This window comes from Niabella sp. (genome assembly GCF_030150205.1).
GTDB lineage: Bacteria > Bacteroidota > Bacteroidia > Chitinophagales > Chitinophagaceae > Niabella.
On record NZ_JASLGT010000030.1, the window covers coordinates 83469 to 100107 of the forward strand.

The following is a 16639-nucleotide window of genomic DNA, read 5'->3' on the forward strand; positions in this document are numbered from 1 at the left end:
AAAAGAAGAAGGAGTAGGAGAGTATCGCATATACAATGGATAACCTGTACGATTTTCTTTCGGGAAAAAAACGGGAGAGTATATTATATAAAAAAGGGATGATCAGTGCAGAGGCAAAAATAACGGTCAGCTTTTGTACGATGATGTTGTTGGCGTCGATATGATTGGCGAAAAATGCGATAAGACCGGATATGACTGCAAAGGCCCGCCATTCCCTGGAATAAAAGTTTGTAAGGCCGGCGTTCAACAGCTGTGAGAGGTTATTTGATTTGCCTAACCGATCGGCCGTTGAATAGAACTTTGTGGAATCAATGGCATAAAAATAATCCTGGAACGGATTTGATACATAAAAAGAACTACACAGGTACGAATAAATGAGGTAGATCGTAAAGAATAAAGAAAACAGGCGGATAGAGGCCGCTCTCTTTTCTTGTGGAAAAGCGCACGTGATGATCACGTTGCCGGATAGAATCCAAAAAAGCGAAAACAATAAAACAGACATTTTCTGTTCGATTAATGATATCGCAGATATTACAATTAATAGGAGGATCTGTATCCCATAATTTTTATTATCCTGTTTAACTATCATATCTCTTTAAATCTGTTTAAAACCCGGAGGATTAGTACGTGAAACCTGTAGTCCTCAATCAGGGTGCTTACATTTTGTTTTTAAGCATTATTTTATTGTATACGGCCTCATATTTCGATGCGCAGGCATCCATAGTATATTCCTGGTTGTATTTATTTTTCAAATTGCTTTTTAATACATCCCTGTCGCTTTTTGACAGGAGGAGCGCGTCTTGTAAACACCTGCTATACGCTCCGGTTGACAGATCTTCGGATATAAATCCATCCGGTCCTACCATTTGAGGCATGCTGCCTACAGGAGTTACTATCGGAATGGTGCCCATCGCAAATGCTTCGATAAGGCTGATCGGCATCCCTTCGTAGATGCTGGAGAAACAGATGAAGTCGGCCTGTTGCAAATAATCCAGAACATTGTTTTTTTCTCCCAGGTAAAAAAAACTTGAATTTTCATCTTCAATTGTGGCACGTACTTTTTCCCATTCGTCCGGCTCATTTATCCGGCCAATCAAAAATAGAACTACATTGTTATTTATTTTTGCTAATTCCTTGAATGAATTGATTAAGAGCGTGATGTTTTTTGGATGACTGATCCTGCCAACGAACAAAAAGACAGCAGGAGCAGTTGAGGCACTTTCTATAAACGCTGTTATTTCATTAGACGTCGTATGGCCATCTGTAATGATGGTTCTTCCGTTATCAATTTGGTAAAACTGGGTTTTAGGAAAATGCTGTATAAACCCCTTTTCAAAAACATTGGAAATCAGCACGGGGGTACAGAAATCTGTCCTGTAAAAGAATTTTTTCAATAAAAAGTCTGCCTTGGAGATCCTGTCTTTTTCAACCTGGGTATGAATCGTATGAACTCCTTTGATTTTTTTCCTAAAAAGGTAAACAACCGGGTATACATATCGGATGGTGCCTATATGTGTATGTACAATATCAGGTTGCTCTTTTTTTAAAACCTTATAGATCTTTTTATAGATACTTAAATCCAATCCTAATTTTTTATCCAGACAAATCAGTTTTACATGCTTTGACACGCCATTCCACAGCGTTTGCTGCCGGATGGTTTTGCGGGAGTAAAAGACCACGAGTACGACACTATTGGTTTCAGCCTGTTTATTCGCTAGGTCGACAACAAAACGTTCTGCCCCTCCTGATAGTAAATTGGGAATAAATTGCATTATTTTCATCTACTGATCATTTTGGATAAAATCAAAGCACCGCTCTTGCAATTTCTCCGAAATCGCTTTTGAGTTTTCCGGATTTTTTATGTTGTTCCAATCGAATTCCCCCGGTACCAGAAGGTTGGGGTATTTTCGCCTGGTTTCATCATTGATGACCTCATTGTGATCTAATAAAACATTCAGGTGTTCAATAGTTCCCGAAAGCCTGGCTATTTCATTTTCGTGTTTCAGCCCGCCGCCATGTACGAAGATCACCGGTGTTCCAACTGCCAGGCAAGGCAGCGCACAATGGATTCTTGAAGTGATTACGAGCTTTGCTCTTGCGTATCTCCGGAGTAAATTGCGGGCGTATTCGAATCGGTCTGTCCTCGGGATATCTTTATTTTTGTAAGCATGGGATATATATATGGCTTTGGATAAGATCTCATCAGGAATCAATGACCGGATCTTTTTCTTCCAAAGCCCTTTTTTGTAGTATTTTCCGTTTAATAAATGAATGATTTTACGTTTGCTATCCAATTTATACAGATCATCGAAGTTCTCTTTGAACAGTACATCTACCATTAAGATCTCATCGGTTCTTTCATTTTCATCCCGGAGTTTGTACTTCAACCCTAAAGTTGTTGTAAGACAAAAGCTATAAAAAGCATCGATGCCATATCGCTGCAGATGCTGAAGTGTTGAATAGTCCCTGCATCCGATCGGTGCATTGCTCTTCAGATAGTCTACATTTTCCTGTTTCGACAGAAGGCGCTCCGCATAGGCCTGATTCAGGTGAAAAGATATGAACAAGGGAATAATGTCGGCTGTTGGTGGCCAGTTTTCGGGTTTGTAAGTGAACCAGCCATTCATGATTATTTTGTGTTTCTCACCTAAATTTTCATTCAGGTGATCTCTGTAAACCAACCGGTCTACCTGCGGCAGATATTGTTCTGCAGCGAGGCTTTGGATATGATCTCCAATATTAAAAAGCCCATCCGCACTCTCTTCATAATTTAACAGCCCATATTTCATAAACTACTTTTTTATAATTAATTTTTTCGAATTATTGTACAGGTATCTCAGAAGTTCTTTGTTATAAATAAAAAACAGGAGGAGGCTGATCACTAACAAACTGTAAGTGCCTGTCGTATTGTTTAAAAACAAAATGGCCATACAGGCAACCGATGCTGCAAAGAGCAGCAGGATCTCCTTATTATTGATCCGAACCTCAAATTTTTTAGATATGTATCGGTACCTTATGATGTACATTACCAGGAAGCTTAATAAAGAACCCAGCGCAGGAGCATAAAGCCCGATAAATGGCATCATACCTCCACTAACAAGAATATTGATGATCCCTCCGACAATAGTGGTATAAAACAGGCCCTTTGTATCTCTGAATTTCAGGTAATAGGCACCTATATAGGAGGAAAAAGCCATGAAGGCGGTGGACATATAAAGCAGCGGCATATATTTCCAGGCCTCGTAAAACTCTTTTGATAATGTAAATCGTGTGAGCAGCGGGGTAATTAAAATGAAAATGTTTATAAGCGTAAAGTCGAACCGTATATAGGTATTGAAAAATCTGGAATTAAAGCCGCTTTTTTCATCCAGGGCATGATCCTGAACCGCAAGTATGAAAACGGAATTGACCATCATGATCAGGCTTGGATATTTTGTGGATACCGCAAAGATCCCGTTCGCGTCCATATTCAGCCAGTATAAAATGATAAACCGGTCTGACATCGTGATCAGAAACCAGCTGATTGTATTGGGCACCAGTGGCCAGGAATATTTTAGCAACTCAACAACAACCTGTTTTTTTGTTTTAGAAAACGAAATGTATCTCAACAGCCCCCCCTTAAACAGTAGAAGCAGGCATGCAAAACAGTTGGCCAGGATAGAAGCAATTAATAGCCCGTATATGCCCTTTTTAAAAAGAACCAAAAATACCAGGCAAAGAGATAGGAGGGCAACGGTATTTGCGATCCCTACAGTTGCATACAGTTGCTTTTTGCCGAGTCCCCGGGTAACCTGAAGCAGGAAGGGGAGCATGCAGGAAAAAAATAGCAGCAGGAGAAATTCTGTTATAAATGCGAATGGTACAAAAACGGAAATGATTAAAAAAAGAATGGCGCATATAATGATTGAAACCAAAACATATCCGAATGCGCTTGAAATTATTTCTGAACGTTCTTCTGCGCCTGTTATTTCAAATAAATTTCTATATACTGCGTCGCCTATTTGTAAGGTAACTACCGGCACCAGGAATGTAATACCGGTAATGATCAGATCGTAAATTCCATATTCGGACTTGGTGAGATAATACGAAAACAAACTTACCAATGCCAGCGATAATATCTTACTGCCAAAATTTCCTATTGCGTATACAACTGAACTTTTAAAAATATTGAGTGAATCACTCATATAATATTTTGTAGATAATACGAATTAATAAATAACTATAGCCTTCCGTCAACCAGCTCCCTGTCTATAAGAGACTTGGCGTCAAATATTACGGTGTCTGCTTCTTTATATTTTTGATACGACAATTGTTTGAACTCATTATGCGCTACAGCAATAACCACTGCTTTGTAATCTTTTTCTTCCAGCCGGCTGCTAATGGGTACTCCGTATTCGTGTGCTACTTCCTGTTTGTTGGCCCATGGGTCATATATATCTACTTCAAGGCCATATTGTACCAATTCCTCGTAAATGTCCACTACTTTAGTATTGCGTACGTCAGGACAGTTCTCTTTGAATGTTACGCCCAGGATCAGCGCCTTTGCGCCCTTGATCGTATGTCCTTTCTGGATCATTAGCTTTACCACTTTGCCTGCAATAAATTGCCCCATGAAATCGTTTACGCGTCGTCCGGATAAAATTACCTGGGGATGATAACCGAGTTGCGTGGCTTTGTGCGCCAGGTAGTAGGGGTCTACACTAATACAATGGCCGCCCACCAGCCCCGGTTTGTATTTCAAAAAATTATATTTGGTACCTGCGGCTTCCAGCACATCAGTGGTGTCGATACCCACCCGGTCAAAGATCAGGGAAAGTTCATTTACGAAAGAGATATTCACATCTCTTTGCGCATTTTCAATGGCCTTGGATGCCTCGGCTACTTTGATGCTTGGCGCCAGATGTGTACCAGCTATAATAATTGTTTGATATAACTTGTTAATGACCTGTGCTATTTCGGGGGTTGATCCGGAAGTGACCTTCATAACAGAGGTTAATGTGTGCACTTTATCTCCGGGATTGATCCGCTCCGGCGAATAGCCGGCAAAAAAATCTTCATTGAATTTCAGGCCCGAAAATTTTTCCAGGACCGGAACGCAATCCTCTTCCGTACAGCCGGGATATACAGTCGATTCATAAATTACGATATCGCCTTTTTTCAGAATCGTGCCCAGCATCTCTGAAGCTTTAAGTAAAGGGCTAAGATCGGGCGCATTATATTTATCAATAGGAGTGGGTACGGTTACTATAAAAATAGTTGCTGTTTTTAATACGTCTAATGAAGAAGTGCAGGTTAACCCCTTGCTGCCGTTGGTATTCTTTGCAGTTTTTAATGCGTGTTCAAGCTTGGCAACGTCTGCTTCAAGCGTACGGTCTTTGCCATTATTCAGCTCTTCAACTCTTTCTTTATTAATATCAAATCCTACAACAGGATAATGTGCCGCAAATTCAATTGCCAGGGGCAACCCTACATAGCCGAGGCCTATTACAGAGATCTTCATGGTCATTTGGTTATAATTATGCTATCGATTAAATTTTTTTTCTTTTTGAAATATTGTCATTAAGCCAGCTTAATAAATCCCTTACGGAAATTTTGCCGGAAACCCGGCTGTATGCTGTATGATTTTGTTAAACCCGGGTGCAAATTGCTTTCCCGCAAAATTGCTGTGGCGATGCCCTTGTTTATACAGCCGCTGCTCATAATATGAGATGAATGACCGGGTAACACCGATTGCAGAAAAATAATTTTATGATCGGAGAGGGCAAATAGTTTCTGCTGGTTTCCCGGGGAACTCAATATTAACAATACTTCAAAGAACTAGTGCATGTTTTAATATTCATAATTCATACTTTTTTTTCTATGTATCCGGTAGCTCCGTCATAGGATATGATTTTACCGGGGATCCCCACTACTACTGCGTCGTCCGGGACATCGCGGGTGATGACCGCATTGGCGCCAATAGCTACGTTGTTACCGATGGTAATCTTCCCGACAATTTTTGCTCCGGGGGCAATATAGACCTCATCGCCCAGGATAGCGGCACCTTTAAATGCACCTCTGTTCGCCTGGCCTATTGTTACCCCCTGGGATATGTTTACATTTTTGCCCAGCGTGGCATTTAGGTTTACAACGATGTCACCAAAATGGCCAATATACAGGCCTTTGTTGATGTTGGTCGGATAAGGTATCTGGATTCCGTATTTAATGGAATAATGTCTTAGTCGCAGCCGGCAATACAGCCCAGCAATTTTGTTTCTGCCACTGTAATAGTTCGCACATCTTAGCCAAAAGGAATATCTGAAGCCGGGAATCCTGAAGTACCCCTTCAGTAAATCGCCGTTCCCAACAGTTTTGCCTATATACCTGTATAAGTCGCACCTGATAAATTCTTTTAATTGTGTAAAACTTTCAATCTTGTACATACACCGGTTATTGATTACTGATCTTCTGTATAATTATAAATCAACAGATAAGGTTCTGATCGCATTTAAACGATCCGGGGAGATTGCCGGGTTATTCGCGTCGCACTCCATGACGAACAGAAACTTATTTTCCGAACAGGCGTTTTACCTTTTGCCAGAAAGTTTTTTTGGATGTTTCTCCATAACCATATCCATATCCGTAACCATATCCATAACCGTAGGCATTTTTTGGCCTGGCATCATTCAGCACGATCATCAGGTGATTTAATTTTTTGTTGGTATAAATATCCTGAACAATATTCAGCTGTTCTTTGAACGTATAATTGTATCGCACCACATAAGCGCTGATATCGGCAAATGCACCAAGCGTGAAAGCATCCGATACCTGTCCAACCGGCGGACAGTCAATGATAATATGGTCATAATCCTGTTTGAGATTATCGATAAGTTCACCGATACGATTGCTCAACAGGAGCTCGGAAGGATTGGGCGGTATGGGGCCGGAGCCAATCACGTACATCTGTTCCAGATCTTTTACGGGCTGTATCAGGTCTGTGTATTTCAGATTCCGGTCAATGACGAAATTAGAGATCCCTTTGGAAGCGGTGATCTGCAACCCTTTCAATAATTTGGGTTTGCGAAGATCAAATTCGAGCAATACAACTTTTTTCCCGCTTAATACCAGGCTGGCGCCCAGGTTCGTACAAAAGAAAGTCTTTCCTTCCCCGCTCATACTGGATGTGGTCAGAATTACTTTGTCATCCTCCCCGGAGGTAGCAAATTTAAGATTGCTGCGGATCAGGCGGAACATCTCTGAAATGGGTGTGCGGGTATTTTCTTTTACCACAAGCTCTTCATCGGAATGGGCATGCATGATCTCTCCCAGGATGGGAATATTTGTGCGGGACAGAATGTCCTTTTGCAGGCGTACTTTATCATTGAACAGATCGCTCACATATATGATCCCTAAAGGAAGCAGCAGACCCGCCAGCAGGGCACCCAGGTAGATCATCAATTTTTTGGGTGAAACAGGTGTGTCATCGGAGGCTGTATCATCGATGATACGGGAGTTGGATACAGTGGCCGCCAGGGAGATCAACGATTCCTCCTTTTTCTGCAACAGGTACTGGTAGATGGTTTGTTTGATACCCTGCTCCCGTTGAATTTCCAGCAACTGCCGTTCTACTGCAGGAACGGTTTTGATCTTTGACTGGAACTGGCCATAATCCTGGTTGATCAAACCTTTTGTAACTGAAACTCCTTTTTGCAGGTTGCGGATATTTTCAGAAATGCTTTTACGCACTGCACTGATACTTTTATCGATATTCTGTACCAGGATATTGTCAGGCTCCACAGTGGTGAGGGTTTGCTGACGTTTGAGCTGAAGGTTGTTGAAATTTTCAATAAGCCCATTAAGGGTAGCGTCCTGGATGCCTAATGAGGTGGGTACCATCGAATGTTCATTACCGGGTTTGCCGATATAGGTCTGCAGTGAATTCAAAATAGAGGCCTGTAATTTAGCATCTTCCAGCTTCTGATATAATCCCTGGGTTTGGGTCATATACTGGCTGATGTCTGAAGTAACGTTCGTGATCTGGTTCTTTTCTTTAAAGTCGGAAACCTTTTTTTCAACGCCGGAAAGCTCGCCAACCAGGGTTCGCAGCCGGTCATCTATAAACGCCACCGTATTCCTGGAAACGATATTCTTATCATCAACGGCATCCTGGTTATAAACTTCAATAAGCTTATTAATGATATCAATTGCCTTTTGTGAAACCGGATCCTTAACGTTAATGATAATGGTGCTGGTTTGCTGATCGCTTACGTCGATAGACATGTTTTTAGCATAAGCAGCAGCGTATTCCTTGATATTATTGAAACGGAGCAGGATCTTATCATCTGAAAACCGGTATTGGGGATTGGGCACAATGCTGAATGTACCAAAAGGCATTTGTATTTTTTGCCCGAAGCGGAAGGTCTGTGATGCTCCATCGTTGTGTGTTAATACAAATCCGGTACGGTTTTTATTTACTGAAATTGAGTAATTTCCCACGCCTCTTTTTAAAAGCGAATCTTCGTAAAGCGTATCAATCTGTATAATGAACGGGCTGCTTTTTCCATAAGCTTCAGAAGTGCGTATATTCCCCTGCACAAATTGGGTGGGTTGTAAACCGGGTAGTTGCCGCATTGCCCGCTGTAACAGGCTTTTACTTTTCAGAACGCGCACTTCATTATCTACGCTCTTGGTAGTGTTGAAGATGTCCAGATCCTGGAACATCTGCATGGCGTCAGCGGCTCCTCCACCGCCTTTTTTATCATCCTTTACCAGCAACTCAGCCGTTGTTTGATACACGGGAGTTGTATAGCGTAAATAAAAAAAAGCGAGGGTCAGGCAAATAAGTACACCCAATACAAACCAGTACCAGTTACGGGTATAGCGTGTGATCTCAGCGCGTAAATTAAGCTCTCTGGGTTGGTCAACGGATGTTAAAGGTTCTTCGTTCATTTAGAGGGAGTAAATGGTTAACATAAAAATTCAGGAAAGCACCGCATGCATTAGCGGAGCAGGGAAGCCAGGATTACAGCAACGGCCGTGATCCCTGCTGTAGCAATGGGGATCCACCGGTAATTGCTTGCGTCAGCCTGCCGGGCCTTCAGCGTATTTTCGGGCTGCACATATACTACATCATTCTGTTGCAGATAGAAGTAAGGCGAGTTAAACACATTCTTATCTGCCAGGTTGATCCGCTGCATGGTACGGGTACCTTCTTTTTCACGGATCACCAGTATATTTTCGCGGATGGCATAGGGCGTAAGGTCTCCGGCCATACCGAGGGCTTCCAGAACATTCACCCGTTCATCCGGAACATTAAAAGAGCCCGGGCGGGTTACCTCACCGATCACGGTTACTTTATAATTGAGAAAGCGGATATTAACAATAGGCGTTTTAGCGGTTTTGGCCACTTCTGCGGTGATCTTATCCTGCGCTTCTTTTCGGGTAAGTCCTAATAAATCAATTTTGCCCAGCACAGGAAGATTCACCTGCCCGTTCTCATCCACCAGGTACCCATTCCGCGCTGCGTCTGCGTTCGTATTGCTGATCCCAGCTGTAGTTGCGGTAGTGGAAACGGGCGCAGCGGAAACGGGCGCCTGGGGCGCAGTGCCGGTGCTAAAAAGCTGGTTGTATTCCGGACTTAGTGTGGTGATCGTAATTCCAAGCACATCACCTTTTTCAATTTTTGCGCTCATTTTATTGACAATCTGAGCGGTATCGCCTCCCGGGGGAAGATTGTTAAAGTACACAAGATTCCTGTTCGTACTGCAGGAACTTACAATTAATACGAAGAGGAATGTGAGTAAAGGGTATACTCCATCCTTGGGTTTATAGGGGGCGTTTTCGAATATTTTCATAAATATCGAGGTTTCGAGGGCATTGAATGCTGCAAAGATAACGTTGCAACATTTAAGTACCGCTTTTTTTAGAAATGTTTTGTTTATACCCTGTTACACATGCGTTTTAACGATATGTCAGGGAGGGCCCGAAAAATAGGACTGAATGTTTTTAGCTAAAATTTCAGGTTATCCTTCAGAAATTCTTAATTTCGACGCGTATTAAGAAGAAAAAATTATGCCACAAGATCAGGTTAGACAATTTTTAGATTTTGAAAAGCCGATTAAGGACCTTTTGGAAGAAATTGAATTAACAAAAGAACGTACAGAGAAAACCAAGATCGATCTTTCTGATCAGGTAATGCAGCTGGAACAAAAAGTGGCAGAAACGCGTAAAAGCATTACGCGGAATCTTACTGACTGGCAGCGTGTTCAGTTAAGCCGGCATCCTGACCGCCCGTATACTCATAAGTATATTGAGCTGATGACGGATAATTATGTGGAACTGTACGGCGACCGCAATATTAAGGATGATAAGGCCATGGTAGGCGGTTTTGCGACACTTGACGGACAAACAGTTATGATCATTGGTCAGCAAAAAGGTTCCAATACTAAAAAGCGCCAGCTGCGGAATTTTGGAATGGCGAACCCGGAAGGATACCGGAAAGCGCTGCGGTTAATGAAACTGGCAGAGAAATTTAACAAACCGGTTATTACTTTAATAGATACACCGGGTGCATTTCCGGGCCTTGAGGCTGAGGAAAGAGGCCAGGGGGAAGCTATCGCCCGCAATATTTATGAAATGATGCGCCTGAAAGTGCCGGTGATCTGTGTGATCATTGGTGAGGGGGCCAGCGGTGGAGCATTGGGTATTGGCGTGGGCGACCGCGTTTTTATGATGGAAAATACCTGGTATACCGTTATTTCCCCTGAAAATTGCTCAACGATCTTATGGCGTAGCTGGGACTTTAAGATGAAAGCCGCGGAACAACTGAAGCTGACATCTTCCAAAATGAAGGAGTTTGGTCTTATAGACGAAATTGTACCGGAACCAGATGGTGGTGCCCACTGGGATTATGCCATTGCTGCGGCTAATCTTAAAAAACAACTGATCGCATCACTGAAAGAATTAAGACCCATCGATCCGCAGAAACGGGTGAATGAACGGATCGAAAAATTTTCAAAGATGGGATTCTGGGAAGAATATAAATAAGCAATAGATAATAGTGAATAGGCAATGGTCAATAGACAATAGTGGTCTATTCTGGTTTAAATTTCCCATTCGCATCCAGTTTCCAATATTTAATATCTAACGTTTAATATCTCTTACATAAATGTCATTACAACAAAAATTTACAGGAACAGGTATTGCTATTGTTACTCCGTTTAATGAAGACCGTACGATCGATTGGGCCAGTTTTGAAAAGCTGATCCATTTCTGGATTGAAAATAAAGTAGAGTACCTTGTTGCGATAGGTACAACGGGTGAAAGTGCTACACAAACCCGCGAAGAAGAGCAGGAAGTATTCGATTTTGTAAAGCAGGTAACTGCCGGCAGGGTGCCGCTGGTGGCCGGTGTGGGGGGCAATGATACCCGTGAGGTATTGGAGGCCTTTGAAAATATGAAGCTGGATGGTTATGATGCCATCCTCTCTGTGTCGCCTTATTACAATAAGCCACGGCAGGAAGGGATTTACCAGCATTATAAAGCATTGAATGATGCGGCGCCGCTGCCCATCATTATGTACAACGTACCGGGCCGTACCGGGATGAGTGTATCGGTTGAAACAACCCTACGCATTGCACATGATTGTAAAAATATCTTTGCTACAAAAGAGGCCTCCGGCAGTTTTGAGCAGGTCAACCAGATCATGAAGAACAAGCCGGCAGACTTTATGCTAATCAGCGGTGACGATGCCATTACGCTTCCGATGATCGCCTGCGGTGCCAGCGGATTGATTTCCGTAGTAGCCAACGCCTATCCAAAGGAATATGCAGCGATGGTGCGGTTTTGCCTGGCGGGTAAATTTGAAGAAGCACGCCCCCTGCATTTGAAATACCTGGATATGGTAGATGCGCTGTTTAAAGAAGGAAGCCCTTCCGGTGTAAAATATGTGCTGAATAAAATGGGCTATTGCAAGAATGTGATGCGGTTGCCGGTAGTACCTGTCAGCCAGGCGCATGAAGCGCATATCGATCAGCTGATGGCAGCTATTGCTGGTTAATACCGCTGTTGATATTATTTGTAGAGGTCTCCTGATGGAGGCCTTTTTTATTATGATGGCCCTTCGATCCTCAACGGCCGGTTGGAAGTTCATAACGAACCGGCGTCAATATTATCTTTATCGGGTGTACCTACGGCACACCCAATGATCTTCGGCCGTAACCCCGCTACCAATAGATTGTTCCGATGGAAACAAAACAGGCGAAATGGTTTTGGGCCCGTCAGGCTTTGTATTTGGATATTGTTTATGAATACCATTGTCCTTTTTGGACTCCTATATTAGAAGAACTCACGTGCTGCATACCGGCTGCTTAATGAAATGCTATAATGACAATTTTGATCGCGGTTCATTATCAAAGATCTTCTTCAGTAAACCGGATCCCGTTTTGTTCCAGTTCGGCGAGGATGGGCGTATAAATTTCTTTTATGACCGGGATCTGCAGCCCGGTTGTCCGGATCTGTCCCCTTAAAATCAGCTTCGTGGCGATGCCCAATGGGAGGCCTACTGTTTTAGCCATGGCCGTATGCCCGGCATCGGTACCTTTTACGATCAGAGTGCTGGTTATCTTTCGTTCCTGCTCCTGCAGCCGGTAGGTGACCGCATGCACCATAAGGATCATATCGTGGTCGCCGGGGGCCAATGCCAGCCTGGTTTCCATCAGGTATTGAAGAATGTCGGCAGACACAACGGCCTGCGGCGGAATGGGAACGGCATCCAGTAAACCCAGGTAGCGGAACAGGGTATTTACCAGTTGTTGCTGCGCTTCCGGTACATAGCGGTTTAAAAAATCATTAAAGGTTTGGCAACGCGTATAAAAATTTAAACAGGCCGTAAACCATTCCGCAACAGACCGGCCCCGGTAGCTGGTAACAAGTGTGGTATCGGTAACTGTAGACAGTCCGGCCTTTATAATAAAGTTCCAGGCAATACAAAAATCGGGATGCCGGAGGGTAGTGCGGATAACAGTGGCCGCCGATTCCAACTGGTATACCGGGATATAGGTGAGCGAATTGCGGTTAGGATAACAGGCCCAGTTTCCCAGGGATGGGATATGGAGTATGGGACAGTTTTCAAAAACAGTGTGATAAGGAATTTCTCTTACTGCTCCGTTTTCTTTATAAACGGCGCCAGCAGCGCCCGCCAGCGCAATGTTCCGGGGATTCCAGCTGATCTTGTAGTGCCAGGGATTGTTATCATGCTCTGGGGCGATCAGTCCTCCGCAATGCGATTGAAAGCCGGTGATGATGCCACCCTTGTTGCGGATGCGATCAAAGAGCTGCATGGCGCTCATATGATCAATACCGGGATCCAATCCCATTTCACAAAGAAATAAAAGCTGCCTTGCTTCAATCGTTTCTTTTAGCTGAAGCAGGGCTTCGTCGATATAAGAAGCGGTTAAGAGGTTGCGGCCGATATCCAGGCAATCCCGGGCTACCAGCATATGCAGGGCCGGTGGCAGCATTGAAATAACGATATCGGCTTCGGTGATCAGCGATTTTCTTAGCGATGCATCTTCTGTATGTACGGCCACGGCTTTTCCTGCCGGATGATTGTTGAGCTTGCTTTGTGCCAGTTCAAGGTTTGCTTCGGCAATGGTCAGCTGCCAGTGCTCCTGTGCTGCATGATCCAGCAGGTAACGGATCAACACCGTTGCCGATTTGCCGGCCCCGAAAAGAAGGATCTTTTTCATATGCTACAAGTTAAACAATTCCTGGGAATACCGTTGGTCTGCTAAACAGGAACTGGCAGCGGGAAAAAAATCATGCAACAGGTTGCTGAGTGATTTATTTGTGGCATTAAAATTTTTATTCTGCCTCATAAAAAAAGGCGGTCTCAAATCTGAGACCGCCTCTGTAAATAAAAAATGGTTGATTAAAGCTTGGTGATCACCCCACATCCTACGCGGGGACCGCTGTTCCCGGTGGGCTGGGTTTTGTAATCATCTGTACCGCCATGTACGATAATGGCTCGTCCGATGATTTCTTTCTCGCCTGGTTCCACACTCCACAGATCAGTGGTTACGCTTTTTGTTGCGTGGCCGGATGCATCCAGTTGGATGTTGCCGATATCACCGGAGTGGAAAGAAGCAGAACCCCATTGACCGTGATTTGATTTTGTTGGATTCCAGTGACCATGTGAGTTTTCACCCTTCATACCACAATCCCCATGCTCGTGAAAATGTACAGCCACATTGCTGTCGGCCCTTTCTTTCATATTAATCTCCAGGTCCAGGCGGATCTTTCCATCGCCCAGCTTATAAAATTTTGCAGTTCCGATATTCCGGGTGCTGTCGCTGGTCAGCTGTAAGTTGGCCACAGCTACTGCTGTTCCTTCGGGAGCAGGGGTTTGAGGGGCTGCTGGTGTTGTTGTATCCGGCTGGGCTGCTGCGGTAGAGTCGGCTCCGCTTTTTTCCGAAGCGTTGTTTCCGCAGGATCCCAGTACAAGCAGGGCGGCAACACCGGCGGAGAAGAAAACTTTTTTCATAATCATTATTTTTAAAGTGTTAAGTTGTTCACTATTAATACGCAAAACTAACTGAATTATTGTTATAAACGGAGCCGGCGTTTTTCAGATTTGTCATTTAGTTTTTATAAATGATAAACGGTCCCGGTTAGTTTGGCCCGGTTTTAGGCCGCTTACTGGAATAATAATCGTTAATTTTAGCATTCAAAAAACAGGCGTGATGACGATGGAAAATCCATGGAAGGTATTGGGAAAACAGGAAGTATATGATAATCCCTGGATCAATGTAACGGAATTTGATGTGATCAATCCTGCGGGAGGAAAGGGGATCTATGGAAAAGTGCATTTTAAGAATATTGCCATCGGGATCCTGGTATTGGACAAGGATCAGCATACCTACCTGATCGGGCAATACCGTTTTGCCATTGATGCCTATACCTGGGAGATCCCCGAAGGCGGATGTCCGGAAGGGAGTGATCCGCTTGAAAGTGCCCGGAGGGAGCTGCTGGAAGAAGCCGGATTGGAAGCATTGCACTGGAAGGAGTTGCTGCGTATGCATTTATCCAATTCGGTATCGGATGAGCTGGCGATCATATACCTGGCTACCGGCCTGGTTCAGAAAACGCCCGATCCGGAGGAAACCGAACAGCTCACCATTCGCAAACTTCCGTTAGATGAGGCCCTGGAAATGGTGGAAACAGGTGTGATTACCGATGCGATTTCCGTGGCTGCTTTTCAGAAGGCAGCGTTGCTGCAGTACCAGGGCATGCTGGTATAGTTGCCCGTGCAAATAAATATCTTATAGAGCAATGATAAAACGTCGAAACCGGTCATTATCCCCAGGGGAGATAGCGGTGGCTACGGATCCCCGCTTGAAAACAGTAAGAACGATCAGCAAACTGATGGACGAGCAGTTTACGGTTGGCGGCTTTAAATTCGGACTGGACCCGATTTTAAATTTTATACCGGTGCTGGGCGATGTAAGCGGCTACCTGATGTCGATCGGGCTCATCATTACCATGGCGCAGTATGGCGCATCGGGCAAGCTGGTGGCCAAAATGGTGGTGAACGCCACCTTCGATGCGATTGTGGGCGCCATCCCCGTACTGGGATGGGTCTTCGATTTTGTTTATAAAGCCAATACCCGCAACCTGAAGCTGCTTACAGAACACTATACGGAAGGGAAACATAAGGGCAGTGCAGGATCGGTTATTCTTACGGTTTTGCTGGTGGCGGGAGCCGTGTTGGTACTGCTGGTGATACTGGCTGTTAAGTTCCTGCAGTGGATATTGGAGTGGGATCAAAAATCGCCGGTATTAAAAATGAATTTTTAAGACGGGTTTTCTTTTCTTTGCGTGGTGAAAGATTTTAGAAAAAAACAACAAAGACCCAAGAAGTCCAGCCTGGTTTTTGGCCGGGAAGCCATACTGCAGGCGCTGGAACAGGGCGATGCACTGGACCGTATCTATCTTGACCAGCAATTGAAAGACCCGGTAACGGGGGATATCCGCCGGCTGGCGGCTGCCAAACAGGTACCGGTAAACTATGTGCCTGCGGCCCGGCTGGCGCATTTTAATGTAGGCAACCATGAAGGAGTGGTGGCGCAAAAGTCAAAGATCATTTACCAGAACCTGCAGGACCTGCTTTCTTTTGTGATCGAGAGCGGTACGGTTCCGTTATTTTTAATACTGGACGGTATTACAGATGTACGCAATATTGGCGGCATTGCCCGCACCGCCTGGTGTTGCGGGGTGCAGGGGATCATTATACCGGATAAAGGGGTAGGCGCTTTGAACGATGATGCGATCCTGACCTCCGCCGGAGCCTTGGAAAAAATTCCCGTATGCAGGGTCAACAGTCTGATGAAAGCCGTTGATGAACTGCACCTGAATGGTGTTACGGTATTTGCCAGTGCCATGGAAGCGGCGATTCCCGTGGCCAAGGCCGATCTTAGCGTCCCGGCCGCTATTGTAATGGGAAGCGAAGAGAAGGGGATCTACCCGGCCCTGCTGAAAATATGCGATACCGCCATTTCTATTCCCATGCAGAACCAGTTTGAAAGCTTGAATGTATCGGTTGCCACCGGCATGATCCTGTATGAGGTCATGCAGCAACGGATGAAAGCATAATGATTGCTAT

General features: G+C 44.2%; 14 protein-coding genes. 5 read left to right on the forward strand and 9 right to left on the reverse strand.

Annotated features, from left to right (window positions below):
* Positions 1–656: 656 nt before the first annotated feature.
* The 7 genes from Q1V85_RS22385 to Q1V85_RS22415 form a co-directional block, all read right to left on the reverse strand.
* Entirely contained in the window at positions 657–1781 is a 1125-nt protein-coding gene (locus tag Q1V85_RS22385; protein WP_300603506.1) for a glycosyltransferase, read from the reverse strand.
* Positions 1782–2789 (reverse strand): polysaccharide pyruvyl transferase family protein, encoded by a 1008-nt coding sequence (locus tag Q1V85_RS22390; protein ID WP_300603509.1) that lies wholly within the window; start codon positions 2787–2789, stop codon positions 1782–1784. It abuts the gene before it with no gap.
* A gap of 3 nt (positions 2790–2792) precedes the next feature.
* Entirely contained in the window at positions 2793–4184 is a 1392-nt protein-coding gene (locus Q1V85_RS22395) for an oligosaccharide flippase family protein (RefSeq protein WP_300603512.1), read from the reverse strand.
* 35 nt (positions 4185–4219) lie between these two features.
* Positions 4220–5506, reverse strand: a complete 1287-nt coding sequence (locus Q1V85_RS22400; protein ID WP_300603515.1) for a nucleotide sugar dehydrogenase — start codon at positions 5504–5506, stop codon at positions 4220–4222.
* A 337-nt stretch (positions 5507–5843) separates the two neighbouring features.
* Positions 5844–6422 carry a serine acetyltransferase gene (locus Q1V85_RS22405; RefSeq protein WP_300603518.1) on the reverse strand — a complete coding sequence of 193 codons (579 nt, stop codon included), beginning with the start codon at positions 6420–6422 and terminating at the stop codon, positions 5844–5846.
* 124 nt (positions 6423–6546) lie between these two features.
* Positions 6547–8928: a polysaccharide biosynthesis tyrosine autokinase gene (locus tag Q1V85_RS22410; RefSeq protein ID WP_300603521.1), complete on the reverse strand. Its 2382-nt coding sequence runs from the start codon at positions 8926–8928 to the stop codon at positions 6547–6549.
* A 50-nt stretch (positions 8929–8978) separates the two neighbouring features.
* A complete protein-coding gene (locus tag Q1V85_RS22415; protein ID WP_300603524.1) occupies positions 8979–9833 on the reverse strand; it encodes a polysaccharide biosynthesis/export family protein in 855 nt (284 codons plus the stop codon).
* A gap of 217 nt (positions 9834–10050) precedes the next feature.
* Here Q1V85_RS22415 and Q1V85_RS22420 point away from each other — a divergent pair, with 217 nt between their 5' ends.
* On the forward strand, positions 10051–11025 hold the full coding sequence (locus Q1V85_RS22420; protein WP_300603527.1) for an acetyl-CoA carboxylase carboxyltransferase subunit alpha: 975 nt from the start codon (positions 10051–10053) through the stop codon (positions 11023–11025).
* 121 nt (positions 11026–11146) lie between these two features.
* The gene (gene dapA / locus Q1V85_RS22425) at positions 11147–12037 is read left to right on the forward strand and encodes a 4-hydroxy-tetrahydrodipicolinate synthase (RefSeq protein WP_300603530.1); all 891 of its coding nucleotides are present in this window, start codon (positions 11147–11149) and stop codon (positions 12035–12037) included.
* Positions 12038–12389: 352 nt separating this feature from the next.
* Here dapA and Q1V85_RS22430 read toward each other — a convergent pair whose 3' ends face one another.
* Positions 12390–13727 (reverse strand): saccharopine dehydrogenase C-terminal domain-containing protein, encoded by a 1338-nt coding sequence (locus Q1V85_RS22430; protein ID WP_300603533.1) that lies wholly within the window; start codon positions 13725–13727, stop codon positions 12390–12392.
* A 182-nt stretch (positions 13728–13909) separates the two neighbouring features.
* Positions 13910–14521, reverse strand: a complete 612-nt coding sequence (locus Q1V85_RS22435; protein ID WP_300603535.1) for a superoxide dismutase family protein — start codon at positions 14519–14521, stop codon at positions 13910–13912.
* Positions 14522–14720: 199 nt separating this feature from the next.
* Here Q1V85_RS22435 and Q1V85_RS22440 point away from each other — a divergent pair, with 199 nt between their 5' ends.
* From Q1V85_RS22440 to rlmB, 3 genes are read left to right on the forward strand one after another with little or no spacing between them, the layout of a single operon-like run.
* The gene (locus tag Q1V85_RS22440) at positions 14721–15278 is read left to right on the forward strand and encodes an NUDIX hydrolase (protein WP_300603538.1); all 558 of its coding nucleotides are present in this window, start codon (positions 14721–14723) and stop codon (positions 15276–15278) included.
* A 31-nt stretch (positions 15279–15309) separates the two neighbouring features.
* Positions 15310–15834: a DUF4112 domain-containing protein gene (locus Q1V85_RS22445; RefSeq protein WP_300603541.1), complete on the forward strand. Its 525-nt coding sequence runs from the start codon at positions 15310–15312 to the stop codon at positions 15832–15834.
* Between the two features lie 24 nt (positions 15835–15858).
* Entirely contained in the window at positions 15859–16629 is a 771-nt protein-coding gene (gene rlmB / locus Q1V85_RS22450; protein ID WP_300603544.1) for a 23S rRNA (guanosine(2251)-2'-O)-methyltransferase RlmB, read from the forward strand.
* The last annotated feature ends 10 nt before the right edge of the window (positions 16630–16639 follow it).